Annotated in this window: 13 protein-coding genes and 1 tRNA gene; 11 read left to right on the top strand and 3 right to left on the bottom strand. The window is 53.8% G+C overall.

Features of this window, described 5'->3' with window-relative positions; all coding sequences use genetic code 11:
- Positions 1-268: 268 nt before the first annotated feature.
- The 5 genes from EL361_RS12755 to EL361_RS12735 all read left to right on the top strand — a co-directional run bounded on the left by EL361_RS12755 (position 269) and on the right by EL361_RS12735 (position 4,843).
- Entirely contained in the window at positions 269-1,462 is a 1,194-nt protein-coding gene (locus tag EL361_RS12755) for a hypothetical protein (RefSeq protein ID WP_126380123.1), read from the top strand.
- A 90-nt stretch (positions 1,463-1,552) separates the two neighbouring features.
- Positions 1,553-1,873: a sensor histidine kinase gene (locus tag EL361_RS12750; RefSeq protein ID WP_338031042.1), complete on the top strand. Its 321-nt coding sequence runs from the start codon at positions 1,553-1,555 to the stop codon at positions 1,871-1,873.
- 406 nt (positions 1,874-2,279) lie between these two features.
- On the top strand, positions 2,280-3,035 hold the full coding sequence (locus tag EL361_RS12745) for a TetR/AcrR family transcriptional regulator (RefSeq protein ID WP_172961745.1): 756 nt from the start codon (positions 2,280-2,282) through the stop codon (positions 3,033-3,035).
- Positions 3,010-4,362: an ABC1 kinase family protein gene (locus tag EL361_RS12740; RefSeq protein WP_126380117.1), complete on the top strand. Its 1,353-nt coding sequence runs from the start codon at positions 3,010-3,012 to the stop codon at positions 4,360-4,362. The genes EL361_RS12745 and EL361_RS12740 overlap by 26 nt, the downstream gene beginning before the upstream one ends.
- Positions 4,352-4,843: a hypothetical protein gene (locus EL361_RS12735; protein ID WP_126380115.1), complete on the top strand. Its 492-nt coding sequence runs from the start codon at positions 4,352-4,354 to the stop codon at positions 4,841-4,843. Before EL361_RS12740 ends, EL361_RS12735 begins: the two co-directional genes overlap by 11 nt.
- A gap of 165 nt (positions 4,844-5,008) precedes the next feature.
- Here the strand turns inward: EL361_RS12735 and EL361_RS12730 are convergent, their stop codons facing one another.
- Positions 5,009-7,624, bottom strand: coding sequence for a bacteriohemerythrin (locus EL361_RS12730; protein ID WP_126380113.1), 2,616 nt, complete (start codon positions 7,622-7,624; stop codon positions 5,009-5,011).
- A gap of 299 nt (positions 7,625-7,923) precedes the next feature.
- Here EL361_RS12730 and EL361_RS12725 point away from each other — a divergent pair.
- The 3 genes from EL361_RS12725 to EL361_RS12715 all read left to right on the top strand — a co-directional run bounded on the left by EL361_RS12725 (position 7,924) and on the right by EL361_RS12715 (position 10,908).
- Positions 7,924-7,999, top strand: a tRNA-Glu gene (locus EL361_RS12725).
- A gap of 387 nt (positions 8,000-8,386) precedes the next feature.
- Positions 8,387-8,662, top strand: coding sequence for a colicin immunity domain-containing protein (locus EL361_RS12720; RefSeq protein ID WP_126380111.1), 276 nt, complete (start codon positions 8,387-8,389; stop codon positions 8,660-8,662).
- A gap of 707 nt (positions 8,663-9,369) precedes the next feature.
- Entirely contained in the window at positions 9,370-10,908 is a 1,539-nt protein-coding gene (locus EL361_RS12715) for a bifunctional GNAT family N-acetyltransferase/carbon-nitrogen hydrolase family protein (RefSeq protein ID WP_172961744.1), read from the top strand.
- A gap of 159 nt (positions 10,909-11,067) precedes the next feature.
- Here the strand turns inward: EL361_RS12715 and EL361_RS12710 are convergent, their stop codons facing one another.
- Both EL361_RS12710 and EL361_RS12705 read right to left on the bottom strand, forming a co-directional pair.
- Positions 11,068-11,883, bottom strand: coding sequence for an arylamine N-acetyltransferase family protein (locus EL361_RS12710; protein WP_126380107.1), 816 nt, complete (start codon positions 11,881-11,883; stop codon positions 11,068-11,070).
- 273 nt (positions 11,884-12,156) lie between these two features.
- Complete coding sequence (locus EL361_RS12705; RefSeq protein ID WP_172961743.1) at positions 12,157-12,690, bottom strand: tetratricopeptide repeat protein; 534 nt, start codon at positions 12,688-12,690, stop codon at positions 12,157-12,159.
- 651 nt (positions 12,691-13,341) lie between these two features.
- Here EL361_RS12705 and map point away from each other — a divergent pair.
- The 3 genes from map (at position 13,342) to EL361_RS12690 (ending at position 16,706) form a co-directional block, all read left to right on the top strand.
- Positions 13,342-14,223, top strand: a complete 882-nt coding sequence (gene map, locus EL361_RS12700; RefSeq protein WP_232034778.1) for a type I methionyl aminopeptidase — start codon at positions 13,342-13,344, stop codon at positions 14,221-14,223.
- Between the two features lie 591 nt (positions 14,224-14,814).
- Positions 14,815-15,240, top strand: coding sequence for a polysaccharide biosynthesis/export family protein (locus EL361_RS12695; protein WP_232034777.1), 426 nt, complete (start codon positions 14,815-14,817; stop codon positions 15,238-15,240).
- Positions 15,237-16,706, top strand: coding sequence for a porin family protein (locus EL361_RS12690; protein ID WP_126380103.1), 1,470 nt, complete (start codon positions 15,237-15,239; stop codon positions 16,704-16,706). Before EL361_RS12695 ends, EL361_RS12690 begins: the two co-directional genes overlap by 4 nt.
- Positions 16,707-16,730: the final 24 nt, after the last annotated feature.

Below are 16,730 nucleotides of genomic sequence, written 5' to 3'. Positions count from 1 at the left end.
AAGGAAACCGTGCAAGGCGGTCTTGATGTAAGGTGAACGGCATTGATTTTGCTATACTGCGGTGAGGGGGCAACGTTCTGCATTAATTGCAGGGTAGCCAGAACAAGGGATTGGCCTTGTCATCGCTTTTTGAGTTTCATTAATTTTCGCCAACGCCGCCGAGACTGGCATCCTCCTCCATATTCTCTGACCCTGGGATGGGCATACAATGACCGGCAGATTTGCTGGGCTTCGTCTGTCTGGCTGGGACAATGAAAGGATGGGTGGTATGAAAACCGTGTATTTACATATCGGATATTTCAAGACCGGAACCACTGCGCTGCAGCATTTTCTGTGGCACAACCGCGATGCCCTGGCTGAGCAGGGCGTATTGTATCCCGAGACAGGATGTCTGGAGCAGAATGGGCATGTTCACCTGGTCTCTTCGATTTTCCAAAAGCATGGGCACAAGATACCGGTTTGGCTTAACGAGACATTCAAGCCCGAAGCCATTTGGAGTGCCCTGCGAGCAGAAATTGACTCCTCGGATTGTCAGGATATCGTGCTGAGCAATGAGCATTTCTGCAGTTTCTGTCATAATTATAGTGTTGAGCCTCTTCTTGCAGAGTTGGGGTCGTTGCTCGAGGGATATAATGTTAAAATAATATCATATCTACGTAGAATTGATGACTATATTCTCTCCTGGTACAATCAGATAATCAAGATGGGGAATTGTACCATCTCTCTGAATAGATATATTGATTTGTTGCTTGGTAGGCGGGACCATCATCTTTATCACGGTCGCATTCTGAATCTCTTTGCCGGGCAGTATGAGCAGGAAAACATTATCGTTCGTCTTTATGACCGTGATCATCTGAAGGATGGCGATGTCGTGGCTGATTTTATGTCCCTGTTCGGTGTGGACGCGGGTGAATTCAGCGGGCGCGAGCAGAGCCTGAATTCCAGTCTTGCTCCTGAATACATTTCCCTGCGCCAGCATCTCAATGTGGGTTGGCAATCGTGTGATACGGGACGGTATTATCACGAGAACGTTAATGATGTTCTGCGGAATATGGCCCAGATGGATGCAGACGCCAATCAGGGTAAAATCGATGTCGAGGAAATGCTGACCACCCTCTGGCCTCATATCACCGAAATTGCCGAACGCTATTGTCCCGAATATCTCTCGCTGTATGATGACCGCCTAGCGGTGCAGGAAAAGTATGAGAAGATCAGTAGTGGTTTGGATCAGGAACAGCAGCAGCGATTCGTTGTGTCCTCCATGAGCATGTTATGTAAGGAAAATGCGCAACTTAAGCTCGAAATTCGAAAGCTCCGTGCAGATAGCGATCTGCTTGTGGCTGGTCTGCAGAGGCAGACCAGCCAGCTCAATGAGCTTACGAAGTTGTTTACTCGGGCCTTGGGCTCGGGCATGCAGCCACCTCGTAGAACTGTGAGTCATCTAACCGCCACAGGTTCATAGATATTCTCCGGTTTCCGGGAGTTCCCCTCTGTTGATTAATGTTGCTGAATACCCATCCCCTGCACCGCTACGGAGATCGAGCAGGTTCTGTTGAATCTGCTGCGTAACGCAGCCCATGCCATGATTGACCGTGATAGTCCCACTGGGCCGCCCCGCATCATCGTTTGGACCCGCAACGAAAACGAGTCTACGGTTGTCGAAATCGAAGACAATGGGCCCGGGATGGATGAGGACATTCGCAAGCGGGTCTTCGAGCCGTTTTTTACGACGAAGCCTCCGGGCAAGGGCACCGGGCTTGGGCTTTCAGTGTCCTATTTTATCATCACCCAGAATCATGGTGGCGAGTTCAATGTGGAGTCCACCCTCGATCAAGGGACGACGTTCACCATCCGGCTGCCACAAAAATCGTAAGCCTGAGGCAAAAGCGTGCCGAGTCAAAAGTGCTGGGCAGTGCTGCTAATATGCCGCTGAGCAAAGAGGTGAAAATCTGGTCACTATGCAGCTCTCCTGGATTTGTTGGTAAAGGAGCGAGGCCGGAATTTTTTGCATGATTATTTGAATCTACCGTGGAGAAACGCCCTTGGTCATCGAAAGATGACCGAGGGCGTTTGTTTTGGGCCGTGCGTATGTCGTTGCGTGTCTGAGGAACGAGCTGCTCTGGAACTGGATTGGCGGTGGATGGTTGGGGTGAATCTGAGTGGGATAAAAATGGCTTGACCTAATGTGAAACTGGTATACATTAAAAACAAATAAATCGCCTTTAATGAGTAGATATACTCTTTTATTGAAGGTGAGTGCGTGCAGCAAGGAGCGGAACATGAAGATCAGTCAGGAAAAAAAGATCGAAAATCGACAGGCGATTATCCAGTCTGCTGTGGAGCTTGTCATTGAGAAGGGGCTTAAGGCGGCGACCATGCGCGGTATCGCCCGCGGAGCGGGGTGTGGGGATGCCACAATCTACAACTACTTTCCCACGAAGGAAGCCATCCTGTATGCCTACTACGAGGACCGGTTCACTGCTGCGGTGTCGGATTATGAAGGCATCGACGGTCTGGCGGAGTACACGCTTCAGGAGCGCTTGCAGGCCTTCTTCGAGGTGTTTCTGGATGGCTGTCTGGCTGACCGGGAATTTCTTCAGGCAACATTCAAAGACATCTTCTTTTCCATGCCACCAAATCCCAAGGCGCTTCGGCCGGTTCGGGAGTGTTTTTTCGGGATCGTGAATCAGGCTTTTGAAGCGGCTCAAGGCAACGGAGAGCTTGAGGAACAGATGTTCGGGGATTTGCTGGCTCGGTTTTTCTGGGATTATTTTTTGGGGATCGTCGCCTATTGGCTCCGGGATGATTCGGAACAATTTGCGGCCACAAGTTCGCTCATTGATAAGACCATGGGGCTGGCCTGCGCCATGATCAAGGCTGGAGTTGTGAGCAAGGTCTACGACATTTGCACGTTCCTATTCAGAAACCATGTTCTCGCTCATCTTGAGACTTGCAAATATGGGATTGACGCTTTGGAGAACATCACCAAGGTCTTAAAGGAAGAGTTCAATGAAAGACCAGATACCCAAGGGTAAGCTCAGGCGCAGCGTCATTGGTGGGAAAACCGCCGTGAGGGTTGGCGGTCAGGTCCTTGGCTACATGGCAAAGAAGCCATTTCTATCGAAGCACGCCAAGCAGGCTGCACGTCAAAGGCTTGATGAATCCAGTGCACAAGCCGTGTTTGCGTGTCTCAGCCTGCTCAAGGGAACGGCCCTCAAGGTCGCCCAGATGTTGAGCATGGAATTGGAGTTGTTTCCCGAGGCCGTATGCCGGGAATTGCAGAAATCATACAATCAGGTGCCGCCCATGAACCGGGCTCTGGCCAGCAAGGCAGCGACCAATGCCTTGGGCAAGGCTCCGGGGCAGGTGTTTGAAGCCTTCGAAACAGAGGCTTTTGCCGCTGCCAGCCTTGGTCAGGTCCACGCTGCGCAAGGATCCAACGATAGGGCGCTGGCCGTGAAGCTGCAGTATCCGGGGATCAATCGGACCATTGAAGACGACATGCAGCTGATCAAAAGGCTCCTGCGGCCATTGCCTGATTTTGTGCTGATAGGGCCGGTGCTGAACGAGATCGAGGCCCGGCTCATGGAGGAGATCGACTACGAAGCCGAGGCACGAAACATGACGTTTTTTCAGGAGCGCTTGGATCTGACTGGAGTCTTGGTCCCCGAACCCTGGTTGCCCGGTTGCTCCGGGACCATTCTGAGTGCCACGAAGCTTGATGGACTCCCCCTGAACCAGTGGTTGGAGACGAACCCGGATGTTCATGAACGGGAGGTGGTTGCTGAGCGGCTTAACGATATTTTCATTAAGAGCTTTTACGAGTTGCGCTGCATTCATGCCGATCCGAATCCTGGCAACTACATCGTTGGGCCGGACTTGAGCGTCGGTCTTGTGGATTTCGGATGCGTCAAGACATTCTCTGTGGAGTTCGTGGAAAACTACCGGCAGCTGATCAGGATCGTGTCCACGGGGCAACGGGACAAATACTTCAGTCTGTTGCGAAGGATGAAATTCATCCAGGAAGAACTCGACGAGGACACGGAGGAGGCCATCTTTCAATGTGCCTATGGCTTTGGAGGCTGGCTGGGCAGGCTGTATGAGTCCGAACGGTTCGATTTCGGAGCGGTTCCGGGTTATATCGCAGAAGGCCGGGAATGGTCACGTACCCTGCTCAAGTACCGCAGGTCTTTCACGCCGAATCCGGATTTTGTTTTTCTGGACCGCACCCGCTACGGTTTGTTGCGTATTTTTGAGCAATTCAAATGTTCCGTCCGGCTACGTAATCCCTACGAGTGTGGGGATGAGCAGCCGTCTGCAAAGGGTCTGATGACAGGGGGAGGTCAGGGCAATGAGAAGTGAACACGGTCAATGTGCCAAGGTTGGCGGCTTCAGCTTGAAAGAGAAACTCTTTGCGCAGGGGACGTTTAATCTTGCGGTGATTATTGGTGCCTATGGGATGTGGGTATTGAGTCCGATCCTTGCCCTAGGGTATCTGGTCTACGCATTAGGCAGTTTCACGCTGCTTATGCGCTATACCATTTGTGCGCGATGTCCACACCTTCTCCAGGCCGGAGACTGTCTTTTCCTGCCTGCGTCACTGGCGAGAAAGATCATCGCTACAGACAGGTCCGGCCCCTTGGGCTTGGGAGAGAAAATCATCCTTTACGCTGCGTTTGTTGGCACATTCCTGACCCCGGTCATCCTTTTGTCGAGTCCGCTGCTGTTCTGGGGATACATTCTCTTTGCCGGGGGATGTCTGGTGGGGCTGGTGCTGCATTTTTGCAAGCATTGCCACAACGCCGTTTGTCCGTTGAACAGGCGTTGCGAAAAGGTGAACTGATCTGTTCTTGAAGGCCGACTGGCAAGTTTGAAAAGCCATGAAGCAATGCGGGGCGTGATCTGTCTGAAACTATTCGTTTGGTACAACGGAAAGAACAAGTCCCCTCGACGCCATAAGCGGTCGGGGGCTCTACAGCCGCTTTTGGAGTGAGTTGTTCCTCTGGCTCTAGCCCTGCTTGAATTCCATTAGCCTGCCGAATTTGCGGTCTTCGGTCATGATGTGGTCGATGAGCCAGTTCTTGAAGAAGGTCACGAATTCCACATCCGGGTTGGGGATACCCGCCTTGATGCGCATGGCCTTGGTGCGGATTTCATTCAACAGTTGGCCGTGCAGCAGAGCGTGGTGTTCCAGTTCCGGGAAATCCTCGTCCTTGTACCAGCCAAGCTCACGGCTGAAGTGCTCCGTGGTGTAGTGAATCAGTTCATCCAGAGCCTCGCCGATGGCCCCCTGCCCCTTGTTTTCGGTGATGCATTTATGGACCTCTTCGGCTTTTTCAAGCAGCTCCCTGTGGTCGTCATTCTGCTTGGGCACGCCCGTGCTGTATTCCTCGCGCCAGGTAAAGATGCTTTGCCCGGTTTCCGTGGCTTCCACGATGGATCGCATGCGTCGGCGGAAGGTCTCGAACAGTTTCCAGCGCACCACAGGAACATCGCGCAGGATGCCGGCGTGAATGTGCAGTACGTCTAGTTCGGTCACGGCGATACCTGTTGTGATGCAGGGGGTTTTGAACAGCACGAACCCCTCGCCGATGAATTCGCCGGGGCCGATGGTCTCCACCACTCGATCCTCGTAGCGGACTTCGGCCTGCCCCTTGTGGATGATGTAGATGGCGGGGGCAGTGCCGTGCCCCAGGGCCTGCCCCGGTTTGAATTTGAGGGAGAGCATGCTGCCTGCGATTTTATCCTGCACTGTCGAGGAGGTGGCCCCGCCAAACAGCCAGGTCTGGCGCAGGAAGTCGCGCCAGGTGCGCAGGTTGTCGAAGTAGGCTTCGAGCTTGTTGTCCGCAATGACCTGTTTGAACAAAACAGCAGGCAGGCGCAGGGCGCGGACATGGGTCAAGGCCCGGTAAGTGGCGGCGCAGGGCTGGCCCGCCAGGCCGGACAGTTCGGCCAGCAGTGATCCGGCGGAACATTGGTTGGACAGGCCCTTTTCGCTGTCGATGCGCTCTGTCACCCCTGTGACCATGAGGTAGACATCCGTGTGTGTCTGACCCCGGCGCAGCAGGATGGATCCCGGGTTCAGGCTGATCATTTCGCTGTTCATGAGCATCCGCAATTCATGGTCTTTGACCACGGGCAGATTGCGGCGCAGCTGTCGGTAGGCGCTGGCACGCAGGAAATCCTGGTCGCCCTCGATGAGCCTGTCGACCATGCCGAAGGACGCCCCGGAGCCGATTTCACGCTCCGTATCATTCAGCGGGCGGGCTGTATGCGAGAGGATGATTTTGCCCGAGTTGTCCTGGCTGAAGTCTTGGGCTTCGCCGTGGATGAGCCCCCCACCGATATCGAGCTTCTTGACGTCTACGCAGGTCAGGTAATCTTTCCAGACCTTGTCGTAGAGCGACCTGGAAAGGCCGGAGGCGTTATCGTCGTCGGTCAGGAAGTTGTCCAGCACCCGGCGGCTGGAGATGTCCGCCAGGTGGGCGTAGGTGCGGTAGCCGCTTTCGGACCGGGCGCGGAAGAACATGATGGTGGTTTCCACGGGGTGTGGCGAGAAAACCGGTTTGACTTCCAGCCCCAGGACATCGTTCCACTGGTCCTCGATCAGGTCGTGCAGTTTGAAGTAGGAGGCGAACTCGCTCTCGGGTCGGGCCAGCAGGGCCGCCCATTTCTTGGCCACGGAAGCGCGCACGTGTGGGGTTGCGAAATGCAGGATGCGGTGGTCGGCCTGCATGAGTGTGGTCAGGCCACAGAAATGGTCATCGTGGGCATGGGTGTGGAAGATGCCCCGGATTTCGTTGACCCCGATGCCCAGTGCGGAAAGGGTGTGCTGGATGTTGGGGCCAGCGTCGATCAGGTAGACCTCGCCCTGATACATGATCACGCTGGACATGGCCGGTCGGTTGACGTCCCAGCCGTCTCCGTCACCGGAATGGATGATGTCGAAATAGCCGCGCCCGACATCCTGGAAGCACAGGGGGTAGGGTGAAGGATACTGTGTGCCCTGGGGCAGGTGGAGATCCACTTCCACGGTTTCATCGCCGTAGGAGAATTCGTACAGGTTGTGTCCCTTGCGACAGATGCCGACCCCGTTGCGGACTTCAACGCAGGTCTCGCCGATGGACAGGGTGTCCAGAAATTCCTCGGGTTTTTTAATGTCATCGAAAGCGAAGCGTAGCTTGATGCGCATTTCGGCATTGACCCGGTCGGGGCTCAGGCCCGTGGCGATCAGCTCCTGTTCGTTGAACAGGCCGTAATTGCCTCGGTGGATATAGCGCAGTTGCGATTGGACCTGCGATTCAGAGCCCATGAGCAGGGGCTTTTGCCCTGTATTGTTAGGATGTCCGGGCAGGATGATCCCCTGGCGGTAGAGCATCTGCAACACGGGAAATTCCGCAAGATTGGAGAAGGCTCCATTCTGGATCAGGGTGTCCGAGAGCAGAATGACGTTGGGGCCGGTTTCGGTTTGTTTTCCGTCTTTGATTTCGGGGATGATCAGACCCCGTTTCATGAGATGCTTCACACTGTCGGCCGGACAACCGCAGAGGATATAGAGATCGGCTTCGCGAATCTCCACCCAGTGAACCCCTGGGATGACTTCGATTTTGCGGATGGCGGGCATATATCCTCACAGCAATTTGGGATTATTAGTTATATACTTTAGCAGTTCTTGGGCGTTTGGAAAACCATTGGATGATTTGTGGCATGGGGATGATTACGGGATGGGGAATGAGGATGAAAAATGCCCCTCTTGAAGTGATGGGGACGTGAACGAACCGCTGCCGCACCCGGTGCTGCTGTTGACGGGACAGGTAGTGACTGGGAAAATCAAGCGGTTCATGATAAAAAGATGTTGACAATAAGGGCGCGATTCAGCAAAAAGACGGTCCGCGACGTGGTGCGAACTACGTGCGTCAGGGCGTCCCCATCGTCTAGTGGCCTAGGACTCCGGCCTCTCACGCCGGCAACAGGGGTTCAAACCCCCTTGGGGACGCCAAAGAAATTCAAACGGTTACAGCTAACGCTGTGACCGTTTTTTTCGTTGCGTGTCGACGCTGTGTACCTTCCTGTGATGAATAGTCTCATCAGTTCAAAACGCTAAAATAAAAGACCTGACCCCATTGTCACACTTCAAGAATAGCCCCCTGGCCGTCTCGTGTCGGGGAATTGTTTTGCGATTTGATACTGGAATGCGTATATTGTGCTGAAATGAAAGCATGTTTTTGGTCGTTTTGGCTTGTGGAGCATTGAGTGGATTTCGAAGCGAATGGATGTTTTTGTGGCTAAAACGCTAAAATAAAAGACCTGACCCCATTCTTCATTTAAGCGTTTGGGAGCTAAATATGGATCAAGTAAAGAATCTCATAACTAGAGGAAGGATGTAATGGTAGGCTCGCATATATATACATATATTGATATAATTAGGTGCTTTACTAGGCACAGAATTAATGCAAAAGATTTTGCGAATGTATACACTATAATATATTTAAGATGCTCAGGAAAGATGAAACACGAAGAATATGAAGCACTTAACAACCTGTACTATTATGTTGAGGATTACTACGACGACCCATCGATGAGAGATGAAGGTGATCCTGATGAAACAAAATTATTAAAAGAGGCAGCAGAAACACTACATAAACTCGAAAAATTGCTTTAGAATTAGGAGAATTAGGAGAATTAAGGAGAATTAGGGGGACACCATACCTATTTCTTGACTTCTGATATGATATCGGTTTTCAGTTTTTCATGCCCAGAATCCGTCGTATCGTTCTTCCCGGTGCGAATTAGGGGGACACCATACCTATTTCATGACTCTATGTTCGATATCGCTCTCAAGCTAAGTCTTGCCTAGAGCGCCACGCAGAGTCCTTCCCAGCGCTTCCCTTCCTTCTCCCCCATCGGACCGAACTGGTCCATTATAAGTTTTAAATCAAAAGGCTCCGGTATTATCTACCGATGCCTTTTGGTTTTATGGCGCGTCAGGAAATTCCAGAGAAAAGGGTAAAATAAAAACCTGCCTCCATTCTTTCCGCTTAACAAGCTTGCTGTTGTCCTCACAGTGCAGTTTGTGGGCGTTGCTTTGCTTGTCGTTTGGTAATGACCGGTGGAAAACAATAATGAAAAAGGACAGAGCGGCGACCGGTGATGCGGATGGGCAAAGTGAGAGCTCTGATTGTATGCTGTAATCATCACAGTGCGAACGGTTCAACGTCTTTGTTTGTGGGCGGTTAAGGGCGTGCGCGATTTAGCCTTGCCATTTCTCTGCGTACGTATATAGCCTCCCGCAGAATGAGTGAGAGTGCTAACGACGTGTGCCAGGCTCTTTCTCGCGGACATACAAATCGGATAATGACGGAGCCGATCATGATCGAAGAGACTGAACACAAATTGCAAACCCGCAATCTGCGCATGGACGACTACGAAGCTCTGCGTGGTATCTACAAGCGGGTCTACAAAGGGCTCGACACTCCCTGGACGCGGGAGCAGATCGCTCTGCTGATCAGCCTCTTTCCCGAAGGGCAGGTGTGCATCGAGGACAATGGAGAGCCTGTGGGCATCGCCTTGTCCATGATTATCGATTTCAGCCTTTTTGGTGATCAGCACACCTATAATCAGATTATCGCCAACGGAACCTTCAAGTCCCACGACCCGGAAGGCGACTATCTCTACGGCATTGAGGTCTTCGTGGACCCGGAATACCGGGGGATGCGGCTTGGTCGTCGCTTGTATGATGCGCGTAAGGAAATCGCCGAGAATCTCAATCTCAAGGGCATCCTGCTTGGCGGGCGCATCCCCGGCTATCACAAGGTCTCAACCGAGATGACGCCGCAGGAATACATCCTGAAGGTCAAGAACCGCGAAATCTACGATTCTGTGCTCACCTTCCAGCTGTCCAACGATTTCCACGTTCGCAACCTGCTCGACGACTACTGGCCCGGTGATCACATGTCTCGCGGCAACGCCGTGCTTCTTGAGTGGATCAACATCTACTATCAGAAGAGGACGCGGCTGGTGGGGCGGACCAAATCCATTGCCCGTCTCGGCGTGGTCCAGTGGGAGATGCGTCGCTTTGACTCATTCGATGACTTCATGCAGCAAGTGGAATTCTTCGTGGACACGGTCAGTGCCTACAAGTCGGACATCATTCTCTTTCCGGAGTTGTTCAACGCTCCTCTCATCCGCATGTACGAGGGGATGAGCCCGTCCGATGCCATGCGCCATTTGGCGGAGCACACCGCAGGCATGCGCCAGGCCATGACGGAAATGGCACTGAGCTACAACATCAATATCGTCACCGGTAGCGTGCCCCAACTTCAGGAAGACGGCACCCTGCACAATGTCAGCTTTCTGTGCCGCCGCGACGGAACCTGGGACAGCCAGACCAAGCTGCATATCACTCCGGAAGAAGATGCCCATTGGGGCTTTACCGGCGGCCATGACCTGAAGGTTTTTGACACCGACGTCGGCAAAATCGGGATACTCATCTGTTACGATGTTGAGTTCCCGGAGTTGGCGCGACTGCAGACCCTGAAGGGCATGAAGATGCTGCTGGTACCGTTTTGGACCGATACCAAGAATGGTTATCTGCGGGTCAGGCGTTGCGCCCAGGCCCGGGCCATCGAAAACGAATGCTTTGTTGCCATCTCCGGCAGTGTCGGCAATATCCCCAAGGTCGAGACCATGGGTATCCAATATTCCCAATCCGCCATCTTCACGCCGTCGGATTTTCCCTTCCCCCATGATGCCATTGCCTCAGAGGTCACGCCGGGTATCGAGACAACCCTGATCACCGATGTCGACCTTGACCTGCTCAAGGAGCTGCGCACTCAGGGCAGCGTGCGCAACGTCACGAGTCGGAGGTCTGATCTGTACGAGCTCCGTTGGATTGGAGACAAAAAATAGAACTCGTGGTCATCTGGTAAGGGTGTTCCGCGCTGCCTTCGCGAGGCCGGGTAGGGGATGATGATTCTGTCTGCTCTTCGTGGGTAGGCTGTTGGCTTATGCCTTGGGTATTGTTCTCTTGATGCTTTTGTCATTGCCCGGTGCGGGTGGGCTTATTGATTATCCTTCCTGCCGCCCCTCCCCAACAGGTTTCAGAGCTTCGTAGGGCGCGTCGAGCTCAATGCCGAAGTAGGTTTCCAAGGCGTCCAGATAGCCCTGGCCTTCGGGAAGCTCGATCTGCTCTTCCTGTCCGTCTCGATCCAAAGTGAGCCTGTTATTGAACAAGAGGGCCATACCGCCATCGAAGGGTTTCATGGCAACACGGGCGGAGGTGAAGAATGTACTCGGATGTGTCGATGTGTAGTGATTTCCATAGTTGATGTCGGCCTGGCAGACATACTCCATGTCAAAGCTGTACAGATTTTGCCACTGACCATTGACGGGTGCCTGGAGCATGGTCCCGAATTTGCCCCCGTCGATCAGGCGGATTGATTTCCCTCCGATCTCCTGAACCGTATCTCGTTCCAGCAGAAATGGTCCGCGCGGGTTGTTCTTGCCAAACCCCACATCAGCCAGCCACCTGCGACCGTCCACATCGACAAGGGCGAGTTGATGACCACGCCCGGAGGGTTCTCCTGACAAGTGAACTCGCGCCAGAAGCGGACGGGCTTCGAATCCGAAGGCATGCAGAGCCATGAGGAACAAGCCGTTGACCTCAAAGCAGTAACCGCCTCGGGGGCGGCGTACGAGTTTATCATAGAGGTGTGCCGGCTCAAGGTTGACGCCCCGGCCTAATTGGATGTCAAAATTCTCGAAGGGAATATGCTGGAAATGTGCCCGCTGAAGAGTGTGCAGTCCTTTCGTTGTCGGCGAGATGTTTTCGGAGAGATGCAATCGTTTGAGGTAGGCGGTTGTATCGAATGCGAAGGTTTCCATGTGAGCCCCTGGTCTTCGGTGAGAGGAGTTACCCTGAGAGTACATACTCGTTCGAAGAGATTCAAGATGACGATGCTTGCTCGGTTCTCTGAATGACGGAAGCTGTGCCTGGAGTGCCCAGGGGCACAGGCTGTGGTGCTGTCCTTTGTCATATTCAGGCATGAGAGCACACCAAACCGGGCGGAATGGAGAAGGCGTCAGCGCTGGTTTGCCCTTGCCCATGTGCACAGGGCAGGCCGCGCGACAAGGGGGGCAGCAGTGAGGTTCTTTGGTCTATGGCTGGTTCGGTTCCCACTCGCTGGCGAGCTCTTGGGCCTCGGCAATTTGGGCAGGGGTCATGAATAACTCAATTTTCTCCAGGGTGTCTCTGGCCCTTTGATCTCCCTGAGCGCTGGCCAAGTGTATCCACATGTAGGCCATGACCGGGTCGGGGTTGACTCCTTCTGCTAATGCGTAGGCCAACCCCAGGTAGTACTGTCCGTCAGCGTTGCCCTGCCTGGCAGCTCTGCAATACCATGCCGCAGCCTGCGCTTTGTCCTGCGCAATCCCTTCACCCAAATCGTAGGAAATCCCAAGGTTGATTTGGGCTTCGGCATCGCCTTGCTCCGCGGCCTCGCGATACCACCGCACGGCCTCTGTCCTGTCCTGCGCAACACCGTTTCCGTAGTCGTACATGACGGCAAGGTTGAATTGGGCCTCGGCGTTTCCTTGCTCTGCGGCCATGCGATACCACTTCACCGCCATGGCTTTATCCTGCTCCACGCCTTCGCCATCGTCGTACATGACGGCGAGGTTAAACTGGGCCATGGCATCTCCCTGTTCAGCAGCCTTGCGAAAAGAATTTGCAGCGAGGGCATACTCCCCCTTGTTATAGGAGGTTATCCCCTCTTGATATGGGTCCGTCGCGGTGGAGCATGATATCAATGCCAGAGAAAAAAGGATGAGAAAGCAAGTGTAGAGTGACGTGGGGATTCTGTTGAGGCTCATCATTTCGATCTCCATGGGCGTATGTTTTTCTCGGCTCCATGGGTCAGTAGCAAAATTGGTGGAATGAATCGAGGGTCTTCCTTCTTTTTGGTCGTCTCAATTTCTCTTGGTACGGAGCCCCCTGATGGTTTTGGGACCTTGAAATACCGGTATGGAAAAAGGACAGTGGCCCCACCTTCGCCAGCGATTGAACCTTGGATAACGAGTTGGGGCACTCGTTATAGAAATGCGTGGTTCGGTACGCGTCACGGCTTTGATCAGGTCTATTTCAGCGACACAGATTGTCAGTTCTACCCTTCCTGACAGGTGTCTCTCCGCGCGTTCCGTGCGCCGCTGCTTGCCAACCAAATATCGCCGCAATACGCCTTCTTTCCACTTAATTTATGCCGGGGCTTTTCATTCGCCGCTCTTTTTGTAAACATCCCCCTCCTTCGACGAGCATAGGCCCGCCGCAATATATTCTGGAGGCCAATGATGATGACCAAAATCGGGCGTAACGATCCCTGCCCCTGTGGCAGTGGCAAGAAATACAAGAAGTGCTGCATGGGCACGGCAAATGCGGAGCAGCTGAATTTGTCCGAAATCTTCCTTGAACGATATGAAATCCGCCTGAAGACGCCAGAGCAGATCGAAGGCATGCGCCGCTGTGGCCAACTGGTCATGCAGACCTTCGAGGTCGTCAGGGACCTGATCAGACCCGGGGTGCAGACCGAGGAGATCAACCGGGCGGTGCACGAGTTCACCATCAAGAACGGCGCCATCCCTGCGCCGCTGAACTACCAGGGCTTTCCCAAGAGCGTGTGCGTTTCGCCCAACGAGGTCATCTGTCATGGCATTCCCGGAAAATATGCCCTCAAGGATGGCGATATCGTCAACGTGGACATCACCTCCATTCTGGATGGCTATTATGCCGACTGCAATCAGATGTTCTTTGTGGGAGAGCCTTCCCCGGACGCGCGAAAAATCGTCGATGTGGCTCGCGAGTGCCTACGCCTCGGCCTCGAACAGGCCAGGCCGGGCAACATCATCAATGACATCTCCGCCGCCATCCAGACCTATGCCGAGGGGCAGGGCTGTTCGGTGGTGCGCGAGTATATGGGCCATGGCGTTGGCCTCGATTTTCACGAAGCCCCCTGTGTTCCCCACTTCCGTTCCAACTTGGGCAACGTGCCCCTCGCGCCGGGCATGACCTTTACCATCGAGCCGATGATCAACCTCGGCAAGAAGGATGTGCGCGTGCTCGATGACGACTGGACTGCCGTGACCAAGGATGGCTCCCTGTCCGCCCAGTTCGAACAGACCCTCGTCATCACCGAGGATGGCTTTGAAAGCCTGACGCCGTTCTATCTGTAAGGCCCAAGACTTTCAGGAAGAAATTATTCCATTTAAAGCGTTCAGATCGGGGAACTTAAGCAGTTCCTCGATCTGTGCCTGTACATCCCACCTCCACAGCCTTGAGGATCGCGCTGAAATCCCACTTTTTCAGAGAGCATGCGTGCCTGTTCCGGAGGGCTGATGCATGGGCTCTGGCTATGGAATTTGGCAAAGATCTCAGTGTTTTTTGATCGAAATGCAGGCTGTCGTATTTGAGCAAACACAAAGGAGCTTGAGGGATATTTTGCAGGGTCTTGCCTTGAACATGCAAGTCTATGATGGGTGATATGAAAACCTATAAAGAGGGCTGGTATGTTTAAATAAATTGTTGCGACAAAGCCCTTGAATTTAGTGCCAGCTAGACTTTTTCTATAAAGGATAGTAGCGGGTATTCTACTTTCGATATTGAAGGGGGTGTTGATGTCGTTGGTTGGAAAATGCATTGTAACTGCTATGGCCTTGTTGTGTTTTTGCGGCTTGTCCCAGTCGTTTGCAGGAGAATCGAGAGGTATTACAGAGTTCTCTTTGGGGCCCGGTGATCAGATTGATGTTTCCGTATGGAATGATCCCGTGCTTTCCAAAAATTTGCTGGTTCGTCCTGATGGGATGATTTCGTTTCCACTTATCGGCGATGTTTCTGTTGCGGGTAAGACAGTTCCTCAAGTTCGCAAGGTTCTTGAGGAAAGCATCTCCAAATTCGTGCCTAATTCCCCCGTTACCGTGATTCTGGTTACCCTTGGCAGCGCCAAGGTCTTTGTGGTGGGCAAGGTCGCCTCGCCGGGCGAATACGTGATGAATGGTCGGACAACGGTCATTCAGGCCATTGCCATGGCCGGGGGGCTGACCACTTTTGCCGAGCGGGAGGGGATCTCCGTGCTTCGGGAAGCGCCTGAAGGGCTGGTGGCCTTCCCCTTTGATTATGCGGAGATCGAGGCCGGCAGAAATTTGCGGCAGAACATGGAACTCAAACCGGGTGATACGGTCGTCGTTCCGTGAGCTTGCCCCGGAACATCCACAGCAAGCCGGGGAGCGTCGTCTCTCCGGTGATGTTCCTGGGCTGGAATTTTGTGGTCGTGCTTGTCTTGAGTCTGCTGCTTCCGGCAGTCGCGCAAGCCGAAGCAGGAAGGCTGATGGTCGTGCGCGAGGCGGCCAATGTCCGCAAGGGACCGTCCATCGATACGCCTCGGCAACTGGTGCTGTATCCCGGAGACCGTGTGGTGGCGACATCGCACGGCGGGCAGTGGCTGGTGGTTTCGCGGCCAGCGCAGAATGAAGGTAGCCCTCCCATGCTGGGATATGTGTATGCCTCGTTGCTTGAAGATGCTCCAGGATCGGCAGGTGGGAGCGCCAAGGCGGTTGCGGACCGCCCAAAGGTCAGCCCCTGGAAGCTGGATGATGTTCCGGGCCTGGAGTTCACCCCTGCGGTGGAGATGCGTCTGGGTTGGGATGACAATATTTTTTTCAAGGGTGATTCCGGTTGGGAGGGGCTGATTCGACCGAGTCTTGAGGCTGTGCACGAAGCAGAACGCACAACCCTTGCCCTTCGGGCAGACCTGGAGAGTTATTCCTATCCCGGCAACACACAATACGATCATATCAACCAACAGTATTCCCTTGATCTGTCGTATGCATTGTCTCCCCGAACTTCGGCGTTTGCCTCGACCGGGGCGATGTTCGACAGCTCCTTCGAGTCCGCCCTTGAAGAGTCCGGGAGCGTGGTGGACAAGCAGGACCGTCGTGTGCTGGATGCCTCTGCCGGATTCAGGATCTGTCCTGATGACAGCAATGCCCTTGTCCTTGAAGGAGAGGCACAGACGATTCGTCATGAGGATGACGAATCCGATCGTTCGGAACTGGGGCTGACGTTGCGCTGGGAGCATGGACTGAGCCGACGTCTCGTCACTGCGAGCGAGATTCGGACAAAGCAATATGATTATCGTGAAGGAACCCAGCGGGTGCATCAGGCAACGCTTGGGCTCACATACAGGCTCAGTGATACGCTGACAGTCTCAGGGCAGGCGGGTGGCGCCGTGAGCGATTCCTCGTTCGACGTCGCTGGCGGAGAAGTCGATGAGCGGTCCGTGGACGCGGTGGCTTCGGCTTCTGCAACCTGGATGACGGAACGCAATACCCTGAAAGCCTCTTTGGCGCTGGAGCCGGTGGGAAGCACACAGGGCGAGAATATGCGCCGAATGCTGGCCCGGGTGAGTGTGTCTCGGCAATTGACGGACCGCCTGACGCTTCGAGCCACGGCCATGGCCAATAGTGCCGAGACCAAGGGATACGTCAGCCTGAAGCGTAACCGCGCCGCAAAGTTCGATACGGAGTTGCGCTACCGCATCAGTGAGCAGGTCGATGTCAGTCTGGGCTATGCCTACACCAGTACCAAGGACAGGGAGACAGATCAGAAAGATGAGCGGAACCAGGCTTTTATCGGATTTTCCTGGACGTTTTTACAATAGTCAGCGGCCATTGAGCCCGGATCA

This window comes from Desulfovibrio ferrophilus, assembly GCF_003966735.1.
GTDB lineage: Bacteria > Desulfobacterota > Desulfovibrionia > Desulfovibrionales > Desulfovibrionaceae > Desulfovibrio_Q > Desulfovibrio_Q ferrophilus.
This window is presented reverse-complemented; position numbering and strand designations above follow the sequence as displayed.

What these genes read in the sequence shown, in the direction of transcription:
- EL361_RS12710 (WP_126380107.1), bottom strand. Translation starts at nt 11,883, where the DNA reads ATGGAAACCTTCGCATTCGATACAACCGCCTACCTCAAACGATTGCAT.
- EL361_RS12735 (WP_126380115.1), top strand. Translation starts at nt 4,352, where the DNA reads ATGAGAAGTGAACACGGTCAATGTGCCAAGGTTGGCGGCTTCAGCTTG.
- EL361_RS12715 (WP_172961744.1), top strand. Translation starts at nt 9,370, where the DNA reads ATGATCGAAGAGACTGAACACAAATTGCAAACCCGCAATCTGCGCATG.
- EL361_RS12720 (WP_126380111.1), top strand. Translation starts at nt 8,387, where the DNA reads ATGGTAGGCTCGCATATATATACATATATTGATATAATTAGGTGCTTT.
- EL361_RS12755 (WP_126380123.1), top strand. Translation starts at nt 269, where the DNA reads ATGAAAACCGTGTATTTACATATCGGATATTTCAAGACCGGAACCACT.
- EL361_RS12745 (WP_172961745.1), top strand. Translation starts at nt 2,280, where the DNA reads ATGAAGATCAGTCAGGAAAAAAAGATCGAAAATCGACAGGCGATTATC.
- EL361_RS12730 (WP_126380113.1), bottom strand. Translation starts at nt 7,624, where the DNA reads ATGCCCGCCATCCGCAAAATCGAAGTCATCCCAGGGGTTCACTGGGTG.
- map (WP_232034778.1), top strand. Translation starts at nt 13,342, where the DNA reads ATGATGATGACCAAAATCGGGCGTAACGATCCCTGCCCCTGTGGCAGT.
- EL361_RS12705 (WP_172961743.1), bottom strand. Translation starts at nt 12,690, where the DNA reads ATGGCCCAGTTTAACCTCGCCGTCATGTACGACGATGGCGAAGGCGTG.
- EL361_RS12740 (WP_126380117.1), top strand. Translation starts at nt 3,010, where the DNA reads ATGAAAGACCAGATACCCAAGGGTAAGCTCAGGCGCAGCGTCATTGGT.